Origin of the sequence: Thermomonas flagellata, assembly GCF_022419185.1 — a bacterium.
GTDB classification, from domain to species: domain Bacteria; phylum Pseudomonadota; class Gammaproteobacteria; order Xanthomonadales; family Xanthomonadaceae; genus Thermomonas; species Thermomonas flagellata.
Window position 1 is genome coordinate 1 of record NZ_JAJOZK010000003.1, and the last position, 20,624, is coordinate 20,624.

Below are 20,624 nucleotides of genomic sequence, written 5' to 3' on the forward strand. Positions count from 1 at the left end.
GTTCGGGCTGCAAGAAAGGACGGTCCGGCACAGGCACCCAGTGCTCAGTCGCGGGCTTCATTCACTGGCCCAGAGGCCGCTCGGGCTGCCCGAGCCGGTCCGCGGGCTGAAAGATACAAGGCCGCCATGCTCGATTCCCATGCCCATGCCGCCGCCGTGGATGCCGTGTTCGCGCGCGCCCCGGTGATCCCGGTGATCGCGATCGAACGCCGCGAGGACGCGCTGCCGCTGTGCCGCGCGCTGGTCGAGGGTGGCCTGCCCGTGCTCGAGATCACCCTGCGCACCGCGCACGCGCTGGAGGCCATCCGCGCGGTCGCCGCCGCGCTGCCCGAGGCCTGCGTCGGCGCCGGCACCGTGCTGTCCGCGGCCGACATGCAGGCCGCGGCGGAGGCCGGGGCGCAGTTCCTGATCGCGCCCGGGGCGACCGAGGCGCTGTACGCGGCGGGGCGCGCGCTGCCGGTGCCGCTGATCCCGGGCGTGGCCACCGCCAGCGAGCTGATGCGCGGGCTGGAGCACGGCTGGCGGCGCTTCAAGTTCTTCCCGGCCGCGGCCAGCGGCGGCGTGGCCGCGCTCAAGGCGCTGGGCGGGCCGCTGCCGATGGCGCGCTTCTGCCCGACCGGCGGGATCGACGCCGCCAGCGCCCCGGCCTATCTCGCCTTGCCCAACGTGGCCTGCGTCGGCGGTTCGTGGATGCTGCCGGCGGCCGCGGTGCGCGCCGGCGACTGGGCGCAGGTGCGCGCGCTGGCGCGCGCGGCGGCCGCCCTGGCGCGGCCGTGAGCGCGCTCAGCCCCGCGGCGTGGCCGGCGCGCCGGCCGCCAGCCAGCGGCTGAGCACCACCGCCACCAGCACCGTCGCCAGCAGGGTGATGAACATCAGGTGCAGGTAGTGCAGCGGCGTCCAGGCGAAGGTGAACACGCCGTACAGCACCACCCCAAACGCCAGCGCCAGGCGGATCGCGCGCGCGTCCGCGCCGCGCACGAAGATCGCCACGAAGAACGCCGCCAGCACCGGCATCGAATACAGCCCGTTGAGCTGCTGCAGGGTCGCGATGATGCTGCGCGCGTGCTCGTACAGCGGCACCAGCGCCAGCGATGCCAGCATGAACACGATCTGCACCGCCTGCCCGACCCGCTTGGCGTCCGCGCGCGGGTTGACCAGCGGCTGCCACAGGTCGAGCGTGAACAGTGCCGCGGCCGAGTTCAGGCCCGCGTTGTAGCTGGACAGCACGGCACCTGCGATCGCCGCCGCGAACGCCCCCGACAGCCAGGCCGGCAGCACGTCGCCGGCGAGCCGCCCGTACGCGTCGTCGTTGATGTCGCCATAGAGCTTGTAAGCGATGATCCCTGGCAGGATCACGATGACCGGGGTCAGGAACTTCAGCGCCGCCGCCGCGTAGATGCCCTTCTGCGCCTCGCGCACGTCGCGCGCCGCCATCGCCCGCTGCGCGATCAGCATGTTGGTGCCCCAGTAGAAGATGTGCGCGAACACCATCCCGGTCAGCAGGGTCGGCCACGGGATGTCGGAATCCGGCCCGCCCCACAGGGTCAGACGTTCGCGCGGGATGCCCGAGAAGTCCCAGCCGATCCGCTCCAGCGCGAACCAGGTCACCAGCCCGCCCATCACCAGCAGCACCAGGCCCATGTAGGTGTCGGAGATCGCGATCGCGCGCAGCCCGCCCAGCGCCGCGTAGGCCAGCCCGGCCAGCGCCAGCAGCGCCGCAATCGCCAGGATCGGCAGGTCCGGCTGGAACATCGACTTCATGAAGCGCGCGCCGGTGTAGAGCACCATCGGCAGCAGGATGAACATGTAGCCGAGCAGGAACAGCAGCGACACCGTGCGGCGCAGGCCGGCGCCGCCGGGCAGGCGCTTCTCCAGCAACTCGGTGGTGGTGCTGCAGCCGTGGCGGAAGTACATCGGGATCAGCACCTTGGCCAGCACCAGGAGGCCGGCGGCGGCGCCGAACTCCCACCACACCTGCAGCAGGTTCTGCGCGCCGTTCATGCCGACGATCTGCTCGGCGCTGATGTTGGTCAGCAGCAGGCTGCCGGCGATGAACGGCCAGCTCAGGTGCTTGCCGGCGAGGAAGAAGTCCTGCCCGGCGTCGCGGCTATGGCCCTCGCGCCGGTAGCGCCACCAGGTGGCGAGCGCCACCAGCGCGCTGATCGCCAGGAACACCCCCAGTTGGATCCCGTTGCCGTGCATCTGCCCTCCCGTGCGCGAACACGCGGCCCCCGCCTGCGCGCGCAGACGGGGGCCGGCCGGACGTCACCGCATGGCGCGGTCAGAACTTGTAGTTGACGCCGAGCAGGTAGGTACGGCCGTAGTCGGTGTACTTGCCTGGATAGCCGACGCCCGCGGTGGACGGTTCCACGAACGGCTCGTTCTTCAGGTTGTACAGCTGCAGCAGCACCGACAGCCCGCGCAGGGCGCCGTCCTGGAACTCGTAGCCCATCTGGAAGTCGGTGACCTTCTCCCCGGCGAAGTAGCGGTTGCGGTCGCGGTCGCCGCCGAAGCCCTCCACCTCACCGCGGAACTTGCTGCGGCCGCGCTGGCTGATCCGCGCCGAGAAGCCCCAGCGCTCGAAGTACAGGCTCATGTTGGAGACGTACTTGGACAGCCCCGGCAGCTGCGCGTTGGCGCCGCCCGGGTGGATGCTGCTGCTGACGTCGGCGTAGTTGCCCTGGAAGCCGAAGCCCTCCAGCGGCGCCCAGAACACGTCGAACGGCAGCGACAACGCCAGCTCGATGCCCTGCAGGGTGCCGCCCTGGCCGTTCACCGGCTGGGTGAACCAGCCCACGGTCGAGGTCACCGGGTAGTTCCCGGTCGGCAGCGGCAGCTGGGCGAAGTCGAAGCGGGTGGTGGCGTTGTAGATGTAGGTCTTCAGGTCCTTGTAGAAGTAGCCGGCGGTGAAGTAGCCGGTCTTGCCGAAGTACTTCTCGAACCCGAAGTCGAGCGCGTTGGCCAGCCACGGGCGCAGCGCCGCGTTGCCGCCGCTGCCGCTGAACTCGCGGCGGGTCGGGTCGTAGCCGTAGTTGGCGCTGGCCACCATCTCGTCCATGCGCGGGCGCGCCATCTGGCGGCCGAGCGCGAAGCGCACGTTGATGTCCTCCGGCAGCGCCAGCTTGAGGTTCAGGCTCGGCAGGTACTCGGTGTACTTGGCGCCGTAGCTGGCGGTGCCTGCGATCGGCACGCCGTTGAACATCGCGATCGCGTCCGACTTCTGGTCGGCCCGCACCGCCTGCACGCCGAGGTTGCCGGTCAGCGGCGCGCCGAACAGCTCGGTGTCGATGTTGGCCTGCAGGTAGACGGTGGTGAGCTTCTCGTCGACCGTCCAGTTCTTGTTGTTGATGTCCGGGTGGGTCTTCGGCAGCAGGATGTAGGTATTGCCCAGCATGCCGGTCAGGTTGAGGTCGAGCACGCGGTCGATGCCGGCGAACCCGGGGCTCACGCCGGCCACCGCGCTGGACGGGATCGGCAGGTAGACCGGGTTGCTGCTGGCGCAGTTGGCGGCCACGCACAGGGTGTTCTCGTCGGAGCCGCGGCTCTTGCTGCGCTCGCTGTAGTTGGCGCCGAACAGCAGCTTGCTGAAGGCGCCCTCGGCGAAGGCGTACTCGAAGTCGATCCGGCCCGAGTTGAGCTTGTCCTTGATCGACATGTCCTTCAGGTAGCCGGCCTGCCAGCGGTCGCCGCCCCAGCCGCCCGGATCGGCCAGGCGCAGGATCGAGGGATCGGTGTAGTCGTAGCCGGTGGTGAAGTTGAACCAGCGCCCGGACGGGTCCAGGCTCATCTGCAGGGTGTCGCCCGGCAGCGCCGGGTTGAGCACCGCGTAGCCCTCCAGGATCTGGTGCTTGCGGTCGGCCTGCGAGTGGCTGAGGTCGACGCTCATGGTCCAGGCGCCGTCCAGGCGGAAGGTGTTCTTCCAGCCGATCGAGGTCAGCGTGTCGCGGTAGTTGTTCTCGTCGTTGCGCACCACCGGGCGGAAGTTGCGGAAGCTGGCCTGGGTGACCAGGTTGTCGGCGTTGCGGGTGAACGAGATCGGCGCCCCGGTCGAGCCCCAGACCGTGCCGAACTGCAGGCCGGCGCGGTTCTGGTCGGTGTCGAACTTGGAGTAGAACACGTCCAGGGTCGATTCCCAGCGCTCGCTCGGGCGGTACTGCACGGTGCCGGCGAGGCCGTCGCGGCGGTTCTTGGTCTGGTAGTTGAAGACGTTGGCGCCGCCGAGCAGGCCGTTGTCGTAGCCCCAGGACTCGAACTCGCGCGACTGCCCGGGGCTGTCCAGGCGGGCATAGCCCAGCGCCAGGCCGAGGGTGTTGTCGGCGAACTGGTCGATGTAGGCGAAGCTGAAGCGGCTGCCGTACTTCTTGCGGTCCTGCACCTTGTTCATGTCGCCGCGCAGGTTGGCGGCGAGGGTGCGCTGGTCGTAGTCCAACGGGCGCACGGTGCGCAGGTCCACGGTGCCGGACAGGCCCTGCCCGACCAGCGCCGCGTTCTGGGTCTTGTACACCACCACCGAGCTCATCAGCTCGGACGGGTACTGGTCGAACTCCACCCCGCGGTTGTTGCCGAGGCTGACCTGCTCGCGGCCGTTGAGCAGGGTGGTCGAGAAGTCGCCGGAGAAGCCGCGGATGTTGATCTCCTGCGCGCGCCCGCCGAAGCGCTGCGCGGTCACGCCGGTCAGGCGCGCCAGCGAGTCGGCGATCGACACGTCCGGCAGCTTGCCGATGTCCTCGGCGGTCACCGCCTCGATGATCTCGTTGGAGGCCTGCTTCATCTCGATCGAGCGCTCGATCGCGCCGCGAATGCCGACCACCGTCACCTTGTCGAGGTTCTTGGCCTCGTCCTGCTTCTTCTTGTCGGCCGCGGCCTGCGCGTCCTGGTCGGCCTGCGCGGCGGTCTGCGCCTGCGCGTTCACGGCCAGGGCCAGGGCCGCCGAGGCCAGCGCCACGCTCAGCAGGTTTCGCTTGAATCGCACCATCTTCCCCTCCCGGAAGGCTGTCGGATGTGGCCGCGCTGCCGCGGTGGGGCGGCGCGAACGGCGGCGATGTTAATCCGCCGTTACGGTTGGCAATCGCGTTGCATACGTATTCATGCCCCGCCCCCGCATTCACTGCCATGCAGGGCGGATGGCAACGTTTGCAGTGCCGGGCGTCCGCCGGCTGGCAGCGCAGCGGTAGGCACCTGCTGCTGCGTCGCAGCAAGCCGCCGCGCGGACGCCTCAGGGGCGCGCCGGGTCGCCGCCGGCCGGCAGCACGTACACCACCGCCGTCCGCCCCGGCACCCTGAACGTGCCACGCGCGCGGTCGATCCGGGCCTGGCGCGGCCGTGGGTCGGCCGCGGTGGCGGCCGCCTGCACCGGGTGCAGCACGTAGGGCTTGGCGGCCTCCTGCGGCAGCGCCAGGGTCACCGCCTGCGGCGCGAGGTTGACCAGGTACAGCACCTCGCGCTGCGGCCCGGGCAGCCCCTGCCCGTCCAGATGGCCGACGATCACCCGCGGATCCTGGCCGGGGCCGCTGTTCGGGAAGCGCAGGCGCGCCTGCACCGCGGCCGCCTCGCGCAGCCGCAGCAGCGGGGTCTCGGCGCGGATCCGCAGCCAGTCGCGGAAGGCCGCGCGCATCCAGGCGATGTCGCGCGGCGCCGGGCGCGCGCGCGGGTTGCGCAGCGCCGGCCGCAGCAGCGGCCAGTCGCCGCCGTTGTCGCGCGCCGGCGGCAGGCCGCGGCCGAAGCCGTTGTCGCGCCCGGACCAGTCCAGCCGGTTGAACCAGTCGCCGGAGTCGTAGCTGTTGCGGTCCAGCGACTTGCTGCGCAGCAGTTCGATCCCGGCGTGGAAGTACGGCACCCCCTGCGCCAGCACGGTGAAGGCCACGCCCAACAGCTGCACGCGCGCGCGCTCCGCCGCCGGGGTGTCCGCCGGCAGGCGCAGCGCGTCCAGATCCCACAGGGTCAGGTTGTCGTGGTTCTCGACGTAGTTGACCACCTCTTCCGGCGAGCTCGCGTAGCCGGCGGGCTGCCCGTGGTAGTCCAGCGCCGCCAGCGGCGCGACCCGGCCATCGGCCAGGGGCAGGCGGTAGTCGCGCAGGCTGCCGGCCAGCCCGGCGCGCGCCAGGTCCGCCGCCTGCAGCGCCTGCGCGCGGCGCGCGCCGTCCGTGGCCAGGCCGTTGAGCAGGCCGCGCGCGTCGCGCAGCGCCGCGCCGCTGTCGCAGCAGCCGCCGCCGCGCAGGGCGTCGCGCAGGCGGTCGTTGAAGGTGGCGATGCCGGTGCCGTCCAGCCGCCCCTGCGCGGCCTGCACGAAGCGCGCGCCGTCGGCGACCTCGCCGAAGTTCCAGCCCTCGCCGATGAACGCGATCCGGCGCCCGGCGGCGGCGCCCACCGCGGCCTGCGCGGCCTCCATCACCGCGCGCGGCTGGTGCCCCATGAGGTCGAAGCGGAAGCTGTCGATCCGGTAGTCGCGCGCCCAGCGCACCAGGGTGTCGCGCAGCAGGCGCGCCATCATGCGGTGCTCGGTGGCGGTGTTGGCGCAGCAGGTGGAGGTGGCCACCCGCCCCTGCGCGTCCAGCCGCTGGTAGTAGCCCGGCACGATGCGGTCGAGCACCGCGCCGTCCGCCTGCCCGGCGGCATGGGTGTGGTTGTAGACCACGTCCATCCCCACCCGCAGCCCGAGCGCGTGCAGCGCCTGCACCATCGCGCGGAACTCGCGCACGCGTACCGCGCCGTCGTCGGGATCGCTGGCGTAGCTGCCCTCCGGTGCGCCGAAGTAGAGCGGGTCGTAGCCCCAGTTGTAGCAGTCGCGCGCGGCCTGCGCCGCCAGTACGGCCTGCGGGCGCGGATCGTCCGGCGCGCTTGCGCGCAGCGCCGGCGTGCGGCAGCCGCGCTCCGGCACGGTGGCGAAATCGAACACCGGCAGCAGCTGCACGTCGGTCAGCCCGGCGCGCGCCAGCGCGGCCAGGTGGCGGCGGCCGGCCGAACCGGGATCGGCGAACGCCAGGTACTTGCCGCGACGGGCCGCGGCCACGCCGGGGTCGTGCGCGGAGAAGTCGCGCACGTGCAGCTCGTAGACCTGCATGTCCACGTTCGCCGCGGCCGGCGGCGGGCGCGTGGCCCGCGCCCAGCCGGGCGGCGCCAGCGCCGGATCGTCGAGATCGCCGAGGTAGCCGCGCGCGCCGTCCGCGGACAGGCTGATCGCATACGGATCGCCGACCCGGTTGCGCACCCAGCCCAGGCCCGGCACGAACACCTCCACCAAATAGGCGTAGTAGCGCCCGCGCAGGTCGCCGGCGAGCGTGCGCTGCCAGGTCCCGGTGTGCGGGTCGAAGGCGAGCGGCAGCGGCGCGGCGGCCGGCGCATGCGCATCCGGGTACAGGCACAGCGCCACTGCGCGCGCGGTCGGCGCCCACAGCCGGAATTGCGCCTGCGCCACCGCGACCTGCGCGCCGAGCGCCAGCCCCGGTGCGTCCGCGGCGGCGTAGGCGGCATCCAGCGCGCCGGGCAGCTGCACGTAGGTCGCCTCCTGCACCCGCCCCTGCGCGTCCTCGCGCACCAGCAGCAGCTGGCCGCGCCACAGTGCGGGCAGGCGCGCGCGCTCCGCCGCCGGCACCTGCAGCTCCACCCCCGGCCCGGTGAAGGCGAAGCGCGCGGCGACCTCCGGCGCGAGGGCCGGCGCCGGCTCCAGCGTGATCGCCGCCTCCAGGCCCTGCGCCGGCGCGCCCGCGGACACCCGCAATCGCCCCTCCGATGAAGCCAGCAGGCGGTAGCGTCCCGGCGGCTGCCCCGGCCAGCGCAGGGTGGTCGCATCCAGCCAGTAGGCGCGGGCATCGCTGCGCGGATCGGCCACCGCCTGCAGCAGCCGCTGCGGCGGACCGTCGCAATCGTTTGCAGCGGCCTGCGGCGCGAGCAGGCAGGCCGCGGCCAGCCAGATCAGGGCCGACGCCCACTTGCGCACGGCCCCGGCCACGCGCACATACTGCCGGCCACCGCCGGTCCGGCCCACTGCTGCCTCAGGCTCCATGGACGCATCCTCCCGCATCACCCGCATCGTGATCGTCGGCGGCGGCACCGCCGGCTGGATGACCGCCGCCGCGCTGTCGAAGGTGCTCGAGCGCGGCTACGAGATCACCCTGGTCGAATCCGAGGAGATCGGCACCGTCGGCGTGGGCGAAGGCACCATCCCGATGATCAAGCTCTACAACCAGGCGCTCGAACTGGACGAAGCCGACTTCGTGCGCCGCACCAATGCCAGCTTCAAGCTCGGCATCCACTTCGTGGACTGGTGGCGGCGCGGGCAGTCCTACTTCCACGGCTTCGGCAAGATCGGCCAGGACCGCGGGCTGGTCACGTTCTACCAGTACTGGCTGAAGCTGGCCGCGCTGGGGCGCGCGGCGCCGCTGGACGAGTACTCGATCAACACCGTGGCCGCGCTGCGCAACCGCTTCCTGCCGGCCCTGCGCGAGCGCCCGAATTCGCCGCTGGCGGACATCGCCTACGCCTTCCACTTCGACGCCGCGCTGTACGCCGCGTACCTGCGCCAGTACGCCGAGAGCCGCGGGGTGCGCCGGATCGAGGGCAAGGTGGTGGACGTCGCCCTGCACCCGGAGACCGGCTTCGTGGAGGCGGTCGCGCTGGACGGCGAGCGGCGCGTGGCCGGGCAGCTGTTCATCGACTGCTCCGGCTTCCGCGGGCTGCTGATCGAGCAGGCGCTGCACACCGGCTACGAGGACTGGACCCACTGGCTGCCCTGCGACCGCGCGGTCGCGGTGCCGTGCGCCAACCCGGACGGGCCGATCACTCCGTACACCCGCTCCACCGCGCGCCCGGCCGGCTGGCAGTGGCGGATCCCGCTGCAGCACCGGATCGGCAACGGGCATGTGTTCTGCAGCCGCTACATGAGCGAGGACGAGGCCACCGCGCTGCTGCTGGCCAACCTCGACGGCGAGCCGCTGGCGGAACCGCGCACGCTGCGCTTCGTCACCGGCAAGCGCCGCCGCACCTGGAACCGCAACGTGGTCGCGATCGGGCTGTCCTCCGGCTTCATGGAGCCGCTGGAGTCCACCAGCATCCATCTGATCCAGTCCGCGATCGCGCGCCTGACCGCGTTCTTCCCCTACACCGGCTTCGACCAGGCCGACATCGACGAATTCAACGCGCATGCCGACTTCGAGGTCACCCGCATCCGCGATTTCCTGATCCTGCACTACCACGCCACCGCCCGCGACGACAGCCCGTTCTGGGACTACTGCCGGACCATGCAAGTGCCCGAGCCGCTGCGCCGGCGGATCGCCCTGTTCGAGGCGAACGGCCGGGTGTTCCGCGAGGCCAACGAGATGTTCGCGGAGATGAGCTGGGTGCAGGTGATGCACGGCCAGGGTCTGCGCCCGCGCGGCCACCATGGGCTGGTCGAACTGCTGCCGGAGCCGGAGCTGGCCGGGTTCGTGGAGAACGTGCGCCGGGTGATCGCCAACTGCGTCGACCAGATGCCCGGCCACGACGACTTCATCCAGCACGTAGTGAGCCAGGCGCGCGCGGCCTGAGGCGCGCATCCGCGGTTAGTCCAGGGCGAGGCAGGCGACACCGCGCGGCGGCAGCTGCAGGGCGGCGCCGTCCCATGTCGCCGGCGCCGGTCCGGGCAGGGCGACCGCGGTGCCGGCCAGCGGCGGCGTCCAGCGGCAGGCCGCGGGCGACAGGTTGAACACCAGCAGCAGGCGCTGGCCGGCATGCTCGCGCACGAACGCCAGCAGCGGCGGCGGTGCGTCCAGGAAGCGGATGCTGCCTTCCACCAGCGCCGGCTGGCCGCGCCGCCAGTGCAGGAAGGCGCGGGTGGCGTGCAGCACCGAGCGCGGATCGCGCTCTTGCGCGGCCACGCTGCGCGCGCGGTGGGCTTCTGGGATCGGCAGCCACGGCGTGCCGCTGGTGAAGCCGGCGTGCGCGCGATCGTCCCACGGCATCGGCGTGCGGCAGCCGTCGCGGCCCTTGAAGGCCGGCCAGAACGCCTTGCCATACGGGTCCTGCAGCGCCGCGAACGGGACCTCGGCCTCGGGCAGGCCCAGCTCCTCGCCCTGGTACAGGCAGACGCTGCCGCGCAGGCAGCACACCAGCGCCACCAACTGCCGTGCCAGCGCGTCGTCGCCGGCCTCCGGCACGCCGCCGCCCCAGCGCGTGACCGCACGCTGCACATCGTGGTTGGAGATCGCCCAGCACGGCCAGCCCGCGCCCAGCTTCGCCTCGAGCGCCTCCACCGTGGCCCGGATGTAGGCTGGGCTCGCGTCCTCGGTCAGCAGCTCGAAGCTGTAGCCCATGTGCAGGCGCCCGGGCGCGCAGTACTCGGCCATGGTCGCCAGCGAATCCTCGGAGGAAATCTCGCCGAGCGCGCCGACGTCCGGGTAGCAGTCCATCAGTGCGCGCAGTTCCTCGAGGAAGCCGAGGTTCTCCGGCTGGGTGTTGTTGTACCAGTGGTACTGGTAGGCGTACGGGTTGTCGGGGCTGAAGCCGCGGCCGGTGCGCAGCGCGGCGGGCTTGGGCGGGTTGTCGCGCAGCTGCGCGTCGTGGAAGCAGAAGTTGATCGCGTCCAGGCGCAGGCCGTCCACCCCTCGGTCGAGCCAGAACTTCACGTTGTCCAGCTGCGCCGCACGCACCTGCGGGTTGTGGAAGTTGAGATCCGGCTGCGCCGCCAGAAAGTTGTGCAGGTAGTACTGCGCGCGCCGCGGCTCCCACTGCCAGGCCACGCCGCCGAACAGCGACAGCCAGTTGTTGGGCGGTGTCCCGTCCGGCTTGGGATCGGCCCACACGAACCAATCGGCCTTCGGGTTGTCGCGGCTCTGCCGGCTCTCCTCGAACCACGGATGGCGCTCGGAGCAGTGGCTGAGCACCTGGTCGATCATCACCTTCAGCCCGAGCGCATGCGCCTTGGCCAGCAGGCGGTCGAAATCGGCCAGGGTGCCGAACAGCGGATCGACGTCGCGGTAGTCGGCGATGTCGTAGCCGAAGTCGGCCATCGGCGAGGTGAAGAACGGCGAGATCCAGATTGCGTCCGCGCCGAGCGCGGCCACGTGCTCCAAGCGCGCCTCGATCCCGCGCAGGTCGCCCACGCCGTCGCCGTCGCTGTCGAGGAAGCTGCGCGGGTAGATCTGGTAGATCACCGCGCCGCGCCACCACTGCCGTTGCTCCATCGCCATTCCGCCCTTGCCGGATCGCCGCGGACTATGCCGCGCACGGCCGCGGTACGCGCGGGCCGAGGGCCATGCCGGGCTTGAATACGTTTACATCCCGCGCAGTGCGCGCGTGCCCCGCGAATATGCGGCGACGCGTCACGACGCCGGGCGCCTGCGCCGGCACACTCCGCGCTGTTTGCCCACCGCCCTTCCGCGCATGCCCACGCCCCCGAACCCCGCATCGCCAGTGACCACCGCCAAGCCCGCGCTGTCGTTCTGGCAGATCTGGAACATGTGCTTCGGCTTCCTCGGCATCCAGTTCGGGTTCGCGCTGCAGAACGCGAACGTCAGCCGCATCTTCCAGACCCTGGGCGCCAGCATCGACGCGATCCCGGTGCTGTGGGTCGCCGCGCCGCTGACCGGCCTGCTGGTACAGCCGATCGTCGGCTACCTGTCCGACCGCACCTGGACCCGGCTCGGGCGGCGGCGGCCGTACTTCCTCGCCGGCGCGGTGCTGGCCTCGCTGGCCCTGTTCGCCTTCCCGAACGTGCCGGCGCTGTGGATCGCGGCGGGCATGCTGTGGATCCTGGATGCCTCGATCAACGTCTCGATGGAGCCGTTCCGCGCGTTCGTCGGCGACCAGCTGCCGCCGGCGCAGCGCCCGCTGGGCTATGCGATGCAGAGCTTCTTCATCGGGGTGGGCTCGGTGGTCGCCAGCCTGCTGCCGTTCGTGCTGGAACACTTCGGGGTGGCCAACACCGCGCCCGCCGGGCAGGTGCCGGACACCGTGCGCTACGCCTTCTACGCCGGCGGCGTGGTGCTGCTGGCGGCGATCGTCTGGACCGTGGCCAGCACGCGCGAATACCCGCCGGAACAGCTGGCCGCCTTCGACGCGGCCGCGCCGGTGCCGGCGCGCGACCGCCATTCCGGCCGGGTGCGCGCGATCGCGCTGCTGCTGCTGGCCGGCGGCGCCGCGCTGGCGGCCGTGGTCGCCGCGCGCGGGCTGGACAAGGCGCTGTACATCCTGGCCGGGCTGCTGGCCGGGTTCGGACTGGCGTACCTGCTGCGCGGCGCGCTGCGCGCGGACAACGCCTTCACCCGCATCCTCGACGACGTGCGCGACATGCCGGCGGCGATGGCGCGCCTGGCGGTGGTGCAGTTCTTCTCGTGGTTCGCGCTGTTTGCTATGTGGATCTACACCACCGCGGCGGTGACCGCGGTCCACTTCGGCAGCAGCGACCCGACCTCGGCCGCGTACAACGCCGGCGCCAACTGGGTCGGGGTGCTGTTCGCCGCGTACAACGGCTTCGCGGCGCTGGCCGCGATCGCGATCCCCTGGCAGGTGCGCCGGCTCGGCCTGCGCGGCAGCCACCTGGTCAACGCCGTGCTCGGCGGGCTGGGCCTGCTGTCGATGCAGTGGATCCGCGACCCGCACTGGCTGCTGCTGTCGATGGCCGGGGTCGGCATCGCCTGGGCCTCGATCCTGTCGCTGCCCTACGCGCTGCTGTCGGACAGCCTGCCCGCGGCCAAGATGGGCGTCTACATGGGCATCTTCAATTTCTTCATCGTGATCCCGCAACTGGTCGCGGCCAGCCTGCTGGGCTTCCTGCTGAAGTCGCTGCTCGGCGGCCAGGCCATCCACGCGCTGGCGGTCGGCGGCATCAGCATGATCGTCGCCGGGCTGTGCGTGCTGTGGGTGCGCACCCCGCACGACCGCAGCGCCTGAGGAGTCCACCGATGCGCGTCTCCCTGCCCCGCCTGCTGCCGCTGTTCGGCCTTGCCGCCGCACTCGCGCTGGCCGCCTGCCGACATCCCGCGCCGCCGGCCGCACCGCCGCCGGCCTCCGCATCCGCGCCGGCCGCCGCGGACTACTACGGCACCCTGGAGCCGTTCGCGGCGAATGCGGTGTATTTCGTGCTGACCGACCGCTTCGTCAATGGCGATCCCGGCAACGACCACCGCGACCAGGGCGGCAAGTACCGCACCTTCGACATCCCGCTGCCGCCGTGCGACGGCGTGGCCGGCAACATCGGCTACCTCGGCGGCGACTTCAAGGGCCTGGCCGAGCATTTGGACTACATCCGCGCCATGGGCTTCACCGCGGTGTGGATCACCCCGATCGTGGACAACCCGGACCAGCACTTCACCGGCGGCACCCCGCCCGGCTGCGGCAGCATCCTCAGCGACCACGGCAAGGCCGGCTACCACGGCTACTGGGGCGTGAACTTCTACAAGGTGGACGAACACCTGCCCAGCCCGGGCATGGATTTCCGGGACCTCACCGCGGCGATGCACGCCAAGGGCATGAAGCTGGTGCTGGACATCGTGGCCAACCACGGCTCGCCGGCCTGGGGCATGGCCTTCGACCAGCCCAAGTTCGGCAAGGTCTACGACCGCGATGGCCGCCTGCTGGCCGACCACCAGAACCTGCCGCCGCAGCAGCTCGACCCCGTGCACAACCCGCTGCACCGCTTCTACAACACACTCGGCCCGGTCGATCCCGCGCACGGGTCGATGTACGCCGGCAACCTGGCGGAACTGGCCGACTTCAACGAGGACAACCCGGCGGTGCTCGACTACCTGGCCGGCGCCTACGAACAGTGGATCGCACAGGGCGCGGACGCCTTCCGGATCGACACCATCGCATGGATGCCGGACGCCTTCTGGCAGAAGTTCACCAGCCGCATCCGCGCCCGGCATCCGGGCTTCTTCATGTTCGGCGAGGCCTTCGACTACGACGCCGCCAACATCGCCCGCTTCACCCGGCCCGGCCACGGCGAGGTCAGCGTGCTGGACTTCCCGATGAAGCAGGCGATGGAGGCCGTCTTCGGCCGCCAGCAGGCCGGCTTCGAACGGCTGGCCCCGGCGCTGCACCTGACCGGCGGGCCCTACGCCGACCCCTACGCGCTGGCCACCTTCTACGACAACCACGACATGCCGCGGCTGGACGCCAGCGACGCCGGCTTCATCGACGCCCACAACTGGCTGTTCACCGCGCGCGGCATCCCGGTGGTCTACTACGGCTCGGAGATGGGGTTCATGCGCGGGCGCGCCGAGCATGCCGGCAACCGCAACTACTTCGGGGTGGAGGGCATCCGCGCCGCGCAGGCCAGCCCGATCCACGTCGCGCTGACCCGCATCGCCAACGTGCGCAAGGCCTCGCCCGCCCTGCAGCGCGGGCTGCAGCTGGACCTCGAACTGGCCGGCAACCGCGCCGCGTTCTACCGGGTGTACCAGCACGCCGGCCAGCACCAGATCGCGCTGGTGCTGCTGAACAAGGGCGAGGCGCCGGAACGCTTCCGCATCGACCGCCTGCTGCAGCCGGGGCACTGGGTGTCGGCGATCGACGGCAGCACGCGCGATGTCGCCGCCGGCGGTACGCTCGAGGCCGAGGTGCCTGCGCACGGCGTGCAGGTATTCCTGCTGGATGCACCGGTGACCCAGCCGGCGCTGCGCGCGGCGCTGGACGCGGCGATGGCGGACGCGCGCGGCCGCCTGCCCGCCCGCGACTGAGCCGGCCGCGCGTCAGCCTCCGCTGGAGGCGCGCACCACCAGCTGCGGCGCCAGCACGATGCTCTGCGCCGGCTCGTCGCGCACCAGCCGCAGCAAGGTGTCCACCAACAGCTCGCCGGCACGCGCGGTGTCCTGCACCACCGTGCTCAGCGGCGGATCGGCGAAGCGCGCCATCGCGGTGCCGTCGAAGCCCACCACCGCGACGTCCTGCGGCACCCGCAAGCCGGCCTCTTTCAGCGCCTGCAGCGCGCCGATCGCGATCAGGTCGCTGGCCGCGAACACCGCATCGAAGGGCTCCCCGCGCGCCAGCAGGGTGCGCGCCGCCGCGTGCCCGGCGGATTCGGTGCTGGCCGCATCGACCTGCAGCGCCCGGTCCATCGCCAGGCCGGCCTCGGCGAGCGCGGCGTCGCAGCCGCGGTAGCGCGCGAAGAACTCCGGATAGTGGCTGCTGGCATCGCCCAGGAAGGCGATCCGGCGCCGCCCCTGCGCCAGCAGGTGGCGGCCGACCAGCGCCCCGCCCTCGGCGTTGTCGCAGCCGATCGAGATGCCCGGCTGGCCCGGCTCGACCTGGCCCCAGCGCACGAAGTGGGTGCCCTGCTCCACCAGCCGCTCCAGCTTGCCGCGGTAGGCCAGGTAGTCGCCGTAGCCGAGCAGGATCAGCCCGTCGGCCTTCATGCTGTCCTCGTAGTCGGCGTGCCAGTCGTCCGAAAGCTGCTGGAACGACACCAGCAGGTCGTGCCCGTGGCGCGCGCAGGCGCGGGTGATCGAGCCCAGCATGGACAGGAAGAACGGGTTGATGTGGGAATCGTCCGGGGTCGGATCCTCGAACAGCAGCAGCGCGAGCGTGCCGGCGCGCTGGGTGCGCAGGCTGGAGGCGTGGCGGTCGACCTTGTAGTTGAGCGCGCGCACCGCCTCCTCGACCCGGCGCCGGGTCTCGGCGTTGACCAGCGGGCTGCCGCGCAGCACGCGCGAAACCGTGGCCTGCGACACCCCGGCGCGGTGGGCGATGTCGAGCGAGGTCGCGCGGGTCCTGCGGCGTCGGCGGGGCGGTGCGTCGGGCGTCATCGCCGCAGTGTAGCAACGCCGTGCGCGGGCTCAGCCGGACGCGGGCGGCAGCACCCAGTCCGGCCGCTCCCAGTGGCAGGTGTAGCCGTGCGGGTGGCGCTGCAGATAGTCCTGGTGCTCCGGCTCGGCTTCCCAGAACGGGCCGGCAGGGGCCACCGTGGTCACCACCCGGCCCGGCCAGCGCCCGCTGGCGTCGATCTGCGCGATGACCTCGCGCGCGGTGCGCGCCTGCTCCGGCGTGGTGGCGAAGATCGCCGAGCGGTAGGAAGGCCCGCGGTCGTTGCCCTGGCGGTCGGGGGTGGTCGGATCGTGGATGCGGAAGAAGTACAGCAGCAGATCGCGGTAGGACAGCCGCGCCGGGTCGAACACGACCTCGACCGCCTCGGCGTGGTTGCCATGGTGGCGGTAGGTCGCATGCGCGACATCGCCGCCGGTATAGCCCACCCGCGTGCGCAGCACGCCCGGCAGGTGCCGCAGCAGTTCCTGCATGCCCCAGAAGCAGCCGCCGGCGAGGATCGCGGTCTCGGTGCGCGGGGAAGCCTGCATGGTCGGGATCTCCGGTGGTGCCATCAGTCGACCTTGCGCAGGGCCAGGGCATTGATGCAGTAGCGCAGGCCGGTCGGCGGCGGCCCGTCCGGGAACACGTGGCCGAGATGGCCATCGCACACCTGGCAGGTCACCTCGATCCGGTGCATGCCGTGGCTGTCGTCCGCGTGGTAGCCGACCAGGCCCGGCGCCAGCGGACGCGTGAAGCTCGGCCAACCGGAGCCGCTGTCGTACTTGCTGTCGGCATCGAACAGCACGGTGCCGCACCCGGCGCAGGCGTAGCGCCCCGGCTCGAACCGGCTGCACATCGGCGCGCTGAACGGGCGCTCGGTCGCCGCCTCGCGCAACACGGCATAGCGCTCGGGCTCCAGCCGCGCCCGCCACTCGGCCGGCGCCAGTTCCATCCGCCGCGGCGGGGGCGGATTCCCGGCGCGTGCCCAATGCAGCACCTCGCGCCAGGTCGGGGACGGATCGGCAGCGGTCGACGTGGTCATGGCCATCAGGTACGCCCGGGCGAACGGACGCGATGCATTGCAGCGGATGCCGGCTTGCGCCGGCGTGAAGCCTGCTCACTCGACGCTGCATGTGCGTGTGCAAATGGTTTGAGAGCAGGTGAGCTGAGTATGGAACTTGTAATCAATCAGGCAGTGAGTCCGGGGTTGATGGTATCGGGTTTCGACCAGTTCCGACGAACGCTCGCCGGGGGCTTGTAGCCATGGGCACTGTGCGGCCGCTGCTCGTTGTAGAACTGCCGCCAGCGTTCGATCAGCACCTTTGCCTCGGCGCGGCTGCGGAACCATTCGCGGTTCAGCAGCTCGTCCCGCAGCTTGCCGTTGAAGCTCTCGACGAAACCGTTCTGCCAGGGGCTACCTGGCGCAATGAACGCCGGGCCGATCGCCGCGTCGCGCAGCCAGCGCATCACCTTGGCCGCCGTGAACTCGGCGCCGTTGTCGGAGCGGACAAAGGCCGGCTTGCCGTAGAGCCGCATCAGCCGCGACAGGGTCAGGATCACGTCCTGCGCCCGCAGGCTGGCATCGACCTCGATCGCCAGGCATTCGCGGGTGTATTCGTCGATCACGCACAGCATCTTCAGCGAGCGCCCGTCGACCATCTGGTCGTGGACGAAGTCGTAGCTCCAGACCGCATTCGGGCGCACCGCGCCCGGCAGGCGGATGTCGTTGCCGCAGCGGCGGCGACGCGGCCTGCGGCGGGGGATGTTCAAGCCCAGCTGGCGCCACAGGCGCCGCACCCGGGCCTCGCCCAGGTCCAGCCAGGCCGCCATCCGGCGATACCCGAAGCGCGGCACCTTCGGCGATGCGGCAAGCAGCCGCTCGGCCACCGATTGGTCCTTGGCGGCCTGGCGCGGGACGTAGCTGGCGATGCGGCGGCTCAGGCCCAAATAACGAAGCGCCTTTCGCTGCGAGAGACCCCGACGGACCAGCACCTGAACCGTGTCGCGTCGTTCCGACGGGGTCGTCATTTTTTTCGGACGATCTCCTTCATCCCATCAATGACCAGCATCTGCTCGGCGACCAGCCGCTTGAGCCGGGCATTCTCAGACTCGAGGTCCTTGAGCCGGCGGGCATCTGGAACGTCAAGGCCGCCGAACTTGTTGCACCACCGGAAAAAGGTCTGCTCGGTGACGTTGTGCTTCTTGCACAAGGCCTTGATCGACATGGCGCCGATCTCGGCCTCGCGCAGGATGCCGATGATCTGCTCGTCGGTGAATCGCTTCTTCATGGAGCTCTCCTTGCCTGTTGAGGGTAGAGAACTCACCAGCCAGGTGGCTACACGATCCATCTCAGGTCAGCCGCCCGCGCGGCGCAGGCGGATGCGAAGGGCTGGAAGGAATGGCTACAAGCGGTCAGCGCCGCGGACGGACGATGAGGATGTAGGCGACGACGATGCCAAGGAACAGCGCGAAGCCCATGGTGACCAACATGGCTGCGCCGGTCGCCAGGCGCAGCGCGCGCTCAAGCCATGCGGGCCACATGCCGGCAAAGCCGAACATGAGGAAGACCGCGAACGCGATCATGAGCAACGAATACCAGCCGGGCAGGTGATGTGATGACCGCTCCATTGAACCTCTCCATCCGACTGGGTGTCGATGCAAAGGCAGGACTCGAGGCATTTGCCGGCCTCAAGCGCACGCTAGCGCAGAATGAAACTGCGCTCAAGACGGCGCGCGAGGAGGCCGCCCGGCTGGCCGCGCAGCTCAAGGACGTGGGCGGGACGGATGCCGGGCTGAAGGCGCAGTTCGACGCGGCTCGCTCGCGCGCCGCCATGCTCAAGCGGGAGGTCTCGGAAGGGCGCGAGCGCGTCGATGACCTGCCCCCAATCGCCGTACCACTGATTACTGGGAGAGTCCGGGGTTGAAGGGTACTTGGTGTTGCGGGGTTTGGGTACGGTGGTGGGCGGCGAACTGTGCGGGTGGGATGCGGCCGCAACTGCTGTGTGGTCGCACTTGGTTGTAGTCGCGGCGCCACTCGCTGATCACCTCGCGGGCCTGGGCAAGCGACGTGAACCAGTGCTCGTTCAGACACTCGTCGCGGAACTTGCCGTTGAAGCTCTCGATATAGCCGTTCTGCATGGGGCGGCCGGGCTCGATCAGCAGGTGCGCGATGCCGTGCTGCTGGGTCCACGCGATGAAGGCCCGGCTGGTGAACTCCGGACCGTTATCCGTGCGCACCGCCCGCGGGTAGCCGCGGAACCGCGCAGCCTGATCCAGTACGCGCACGACATAGGCGCCGCTGATGCCATGGTCGACCGTGATGTCGATGCACTCGTGGGTGAAGTCATCGGCCACCGTCAGGCTCTTCAGGCGGCGACCATTGGCCAGCGCGTCGCTGACGAAGTCCATGCTCCAGACTGCATTGGGCGCGGCGACAGCAGACAGTGCCTGGCGCTCGACCGGCGGCCTGCGGATCTTCTTGCGGCGGCGCACGGCCAGGTTCGCCTCGCGATAGAGGCGGTAGACCTTCTTGTGGTTCACGGTCGGATACTCCCGGCGCAGCAGGTCGTGCAGGCGGCGGTAGCCGAACCTGCGGCGCACCTGCGCCAGTTCGATGATCCTGGCCGACAGCGCCTGCGTCGCAGGCGCCGGCTCGGGCAGATGGCGGAAGGCGTCGCGGGACAGCCCCGCAAGGCGGCAGGCCCGGCGCTCGCTCACAGCCAAAGCCTCGAGCATGCGACGGACCGCCTCGCGCTTGCGTTGCGGGGCTAGCGTTTTACCCCGAAGCCGATCTTCAGCGCTTCGATGTCCAGGTGCGCCTCGGCCAGCAGGCGCTTGAGCCGGCTGTTCTCGGCCTCGAGGGCCTTCAGGCGCCTGGCGTCCTCTGCCTCCATGCCGCCGTACTTCGCACGCCACGCGTAGAAGCTGGCCGGGCTGAAGCCGTGCTGCCGGCCCAGCTCCGACACCGCCATGCCGGCCTCAGCCTGCTTGATGAACCCGATGATCTGTTCCGTGGTGAATCGACTCTTGCGCATGTCCGTCCTCTCTGGATGACGGACTCTACCTAGCTTCGAGTGGTACGGCTTGAGGGGGGCAGGTCAGTAGGGGTACAGCCAGTTCTTGGCATAGCTCCAGAAGCCTTCGATGCCGTTGATATGGTCGCGCCCGACCGGTCGCCCCTTCTCCTTGCGGATGACCACATGGTCTCCGCGCAGCTTCAGGGTGGCGTAGGCCTGCCACTGGTCTGTGTAGTAAAGCGAGCCTTCGCGGGTGTGGGCATCGATCTGCTCCATGACCGCCCGACGGTCGTGTGTGGCGATCGGCATCGCCTTGACCTCGCCATTGCGCTTGATGATGCCGAACACGATCACCTTGCCTAGGGCACCCCAGCCACGAGGCCCGTGGCGAGCGCTTCCGAACGTGGTTTCATCGCATTCCACCGCGCCGGTGAACGGCGCCCGCCACTGCTCGGCATAGGCGCAGCAGGCGCGCAGCACCCGGTACATCTTCTCGGCCGTGTTGGCTCCGCAGACGGGCCTGAAGCGCTGCCGGTAGACCGGCACACCCAGCACGAAGCGCTCGATCAGTTGGCGCTTCTGAGCGTCCGTGAGCCTGATGCTTGCCCACGCTGACAGCTCCTCCCGCTGGCGATGGCCGCAGGCCTTGCACTTGTACCGACCATCGGCCAACGCCCAGAACCGGGCACGTCCACAGGCAGTGCACTTACGCATGAGAACCAGCCTAAGCTGGTCCAGAAACTAGGGGAATTACCAAATGAAAACGCCGGCACGAGGCCGGCGTTGCGACGATGGCGCGCCCGGAAGGATTCGAACCTCCGACCCCCAAGTTCGTAGCCTGGTGCTCTATCCAACTGAGCTACGGGCGCGTAGAAGTAAAATTATGCGGCAACC

General features: G+C 70.6%; 15 protein-coding genes, 1 tRNA gene and 1 pseudogene. 5 read left to right on the top strand and 12 right to left on the bottom strand.

Going from position 1 to position 20,624, the window contains the following annotated elements; all coding sequences use genetic code 11:
• Positions 1–126: 126 nt before the first annotated feature.
• On the top strand, positions 127–777 hold the full coding sequence (gene eda, locus ML340_RS03540) for a bifunctional 4-hydroxy-2-oxoglutarate aldolase/2-dehydro-3-deoxy-phosphogluconate aldolase (RefSeq protein WP_240096729.1): 651 nt from the start codon (positions 127–129) through the stop codon (positions 775–777).
• 6 nt (positions 778–783) lie between these two features.
• On the opposite strand, the gene ML340_RS03545 is transcribed toward eda, so the two are convergent.
• From ML340_RS03545 to ML340_RS03555, 3 genes are all read right to left on the bottom strand, one after another.
• Positions 784–2,202, bottom strand: coding sequence for a sodium:solute symporter family transporter (locus ML340_RS03545; protein WP_240096731.1), 1,419 nt, complete (start codon positions 2,200–2,202; stop codon positions 784–786).
• Positions 2,203–2,281: 79 nt separating this feature from the next.
• Entirely contained in the window at positions 2,282–4,972 is a 2,691-nt protein-coding gene (locus ML340_RS03550; RefSeq protein ID WP_240096733.1) for a TonB-dependent receptor, read from the bottom strand.
• Positions 4,973–5,215: 243 nt separating this feature from the next.
• The gene (locus ML340_RS03555; RefSeq protein WP_240096735.1) at positions 5,216–7,948 is read right to left on the bottom strand and encodes an alpha-1,6-glucosidase domain-containing protein; all 2,733 of its coding nucleotides are present in this window, start codon (positions 7,946–7,948) and stop codon (positions 5,216–5,218) included.
• A gap of 52 nt (positions 7,949–8,000) precedes the next feature.
• On the opposite strand from ML340_RS03555, the gene ML340_RS03560 reads away from it, so the two are divergent.
• Positions 8,001–9,521, top strand: a complete 1,521-nt coding sequence (locus tag ML340_RS03560; protein WP_240096737.1) for a tryptophan halogenase family protein — start codon at positions 8,001–8,003, stop codon at positions 9,519–9,521.
• 15 nt (positions 9,522–9,536) lie between these two features.
• Here ML340_RS03560 and ML340_RS03565 read toward each other — a convergent pair whose 3' ends face one another.
• Positions 9,537–11,156: an alpha-glucosidase family protein gene (locus tag ML340_RS03565; protein WP_240096739.1), complete on the bottom strand. Its 1,620-nt coding sequence runs from the start codon at positions 11,154–11,156 to the stop codon at positions 9,537–9,539.
• A gap of 199 nt (positions 11,157–11,355) precedes the next feature.
• Here ML340_RS03565 and ML340_RS03570 point away from each other — a divergent pair, with 199 nt between their 5' ends.
• Together ML340_RS03570 and ML340_RS03575 are read left to right on the top strand one after the other, a co-directional pair.
• Entirely contained in the window at positions 11,356–12,864 is a 1,509-nt protein-coding gene (locus tag ML340_RS03570) for an MFS transporter (protein WP_240096741.1), read from the top strand.
• Between the two features lie 11 nt (positions 12,865–12,875).
• Complete coding sequence (locus ML340_RS03575) at positions 12,876–14,651, top strand: alpha-amylase family glycosyl hydrolase (protein WP_240096743.1); 1,776 nt, start codon at positions 12,876–12,878, stop codon at positions 14,649–14,651.
• 12 nt (positions 14,652–14,663) lie between these two features.
• Here the strand turns inward: ML340_RS03575 and ML340_RS03580 are convergent, their stop codons facing one another.
• The 5 genes from ML340_RS03580 to ML340_RS03600 all read right to left on the bottom strand — a co-directional run bounded on the left by ML340_RS03580 (position 14,664) and on the right by ML340_RS03600 (position 18,297).
• Entirely contained in the window at positions 14,664–15,716 is a 1,053-nt protein-coding gene (locus ML340_RS03580) for a LacI family DNA-binding transcriptional regulator (RefSeq protein WP_240096745.1), read from the bottom strand.
• Between the two features lie 30 nt (positions 15,717–15,746).
• Complete coding sequence (gene msrA, locus ML340_RS03585; RefSeq protein ID WP_240096747.1) at positions 15,747–16,262, bottom strand: peptide-methionine (S)-S-oxide reductase MsrA; 516 nt, start codon at positions 16,260–16,262, stop codon at positions 15,747–15,749.
• 23 nt (positions 16,263–16,285) lie between these two features.
• Positions 16,286–16,756: a peptide-methionine (R)-S-oxide reductase MsrB gene (gene msrB / locus ML340_RS03590; protein ID WP_240096748.1), complete on the bottom strand. Its 471-nt coding sequence runs from the start codon at positions 16,754–16,756 to the stop codon at positions 16,286–16,288.
• 146 nt (positions 16,757–16,902) lie between these two features.
• Positions 16,903–18,002, bottom strand: a protein-coding gene (locus tag ML340_RS03595) for an IS3 family transposase (RefSeq protein WP_240096750.1) whose coding sequence is annotated in 2 segments (ribosomal slippage) — positions 16,903–17,753 and positions 17,753–18,002 — 1,101 coding nt in all. Because the reading frame shifts where the segments join, the coding sequence is not laid out codon by codon here.
• A 124-nt stretch (positions 18,003–18,126) separates the two neighbouring features.
• Positions 18,127–18,297 carry a hypothetical protein gene (locus tag ML340_RS03600; RefSeq protein ID WP_240096752.1) on the bottom strand — a complete coding sequence of 57 codons (171 nt, stop codon included), beginning with the start codon at positions 18,295–18,297 and terminating at the stop codon, positions 18,127–18,129.
• Positions 18,298–18,329: 32 nt separating this feature from the next.
• On the opposite strand from ML340_RS03600, the gene ML340_RS03605 reads away from it, so the two are divergent.
• Positions 18,330–18,638, top strand: coding sequence for a hypothetical protein (locus ML340_RS03605; protein WP_240096754.1), 309 nt, complete (start codon positions 18,330–18,332; stop codon positions 18,636–18,638).
• Here ML340_RS03605 and ML340_RS03610 read toward each other — a convergent pair.
• The 3 genes and pseudogenes from ML340_RS03610 to ML340_RS03620 form a co-directional block, all read right to left on the bottom strand.
• Positions 18,616–19,748, bottom strand: a protein-coding gene (locus tag ML340_RS03610; RefSeq protein ID WP_240096756.1) for an IS3 family transposase whose coding sequence is annotated in 2 segments (ribosomal slippage) — positions 18,616–19,493 and positions 19,493–19,748 — 1,134 coding nt in all. Because the reading frame shifts where the segments join, the coding sequence is not laid out codon by codon here. The two genes, ML340_RS03605 and ML340_RS03610, sit on opposite strands and share 23 nt — an antisense overlap.
• A 132-nt stretch (positions 19,749–19,880) precedes the next feature.
• Positions 19,881–20,444 (bottom strand): annotated as a pseudogene (locus ML340_RS03615) (transposase); the annotation flags it as partial.
• 78 nt (positions 20,445–20,522) lie between these two features.
• A tRNA-Arg gene (locus tag ML340_RS03620) sits at positions 20,523–20,599 on the bottom strand.
• Positions 20,600–20,624: the final 25 nt, after the last annotated feature.

Bases quoted from the DNA above. Each gene is read 5' to 3' on its own strand.
- eda (WP_240096729.1), top strand. From the start codon at position 127: ATGCTCGATTCCCATGCCCATGCCGCCGCCGTGGATGCCGTGTTCGCG.
- ML340_RS03545 (WP_240096731.1), bottom strand. From the start codon at position 2,202: ATGCACGGCAACGGGATCCAACTGGGGGTGTTCCTGGCGATCAGCGCG.
- ML340_RS03560 (WP_240096737.1), top strand. From the start codon at position 8,001: ATGGACGCATCCTCCCGCATCACCCGCATCGTGATCGTCGGCGGCGGC.
- ML340_RS03565 (WP_240096739.1), bottom strand. From the start codon at position 11,156: ATGGAGCAACGGCAGTGGTGGCGCGGCGCGGTGATCTACCAGATCTAC.
- ML340_RS03570 (WP_240096741.1), top strand. From the start codon at position 11,356: ATGCCCACGCCCCCGAACCCCGCATCGCCAGTGACCACCGCCAAGCCC.
- ML340_RS03575 (WP_240096743.1), top strand. From the start codon at position 12,876: ATGCGCGTCTCCCTGCCCCGCCTGCTGCCGCTGTTCGGCCTTGCCGCC.
- ML340_RS03580 (WP_240096745.1), bottom strand. From the start codon at position 15,716: ATGACGCCCGACGCACCGCCCCGCCGACGCCGCAGGACCCGCGCGACC.
- msrA (WP_240096747.1), bottom strand. From the start codon at position 16,262: ATGCAGGCTTCCCCGCGCACCGAGACCGCGATCCTCGCCGGCGGCTGC.
- msrB (WP_240096748.1), bottom strand. From the start codon at position 16,756: ATGACCACGTCGACCGCTGCCGATCCGTCCCCGACCTGGCGCGAGGTG.
- ML340_RS03600 (WP_240096752.1), bottom strand. From the start codon at position 18,297: ATGATCGCGTTCGCGGTCTTCCTCATGTTCGGCTTTGCCGGCATGTGG.
- ML340_RS03605 (WP_240096754.1), top strand. From the start codon at position 18,330: ATGACCGCTCCATTGAACCTCTCCATCCGACTGGGTGTCGATGCAAAG.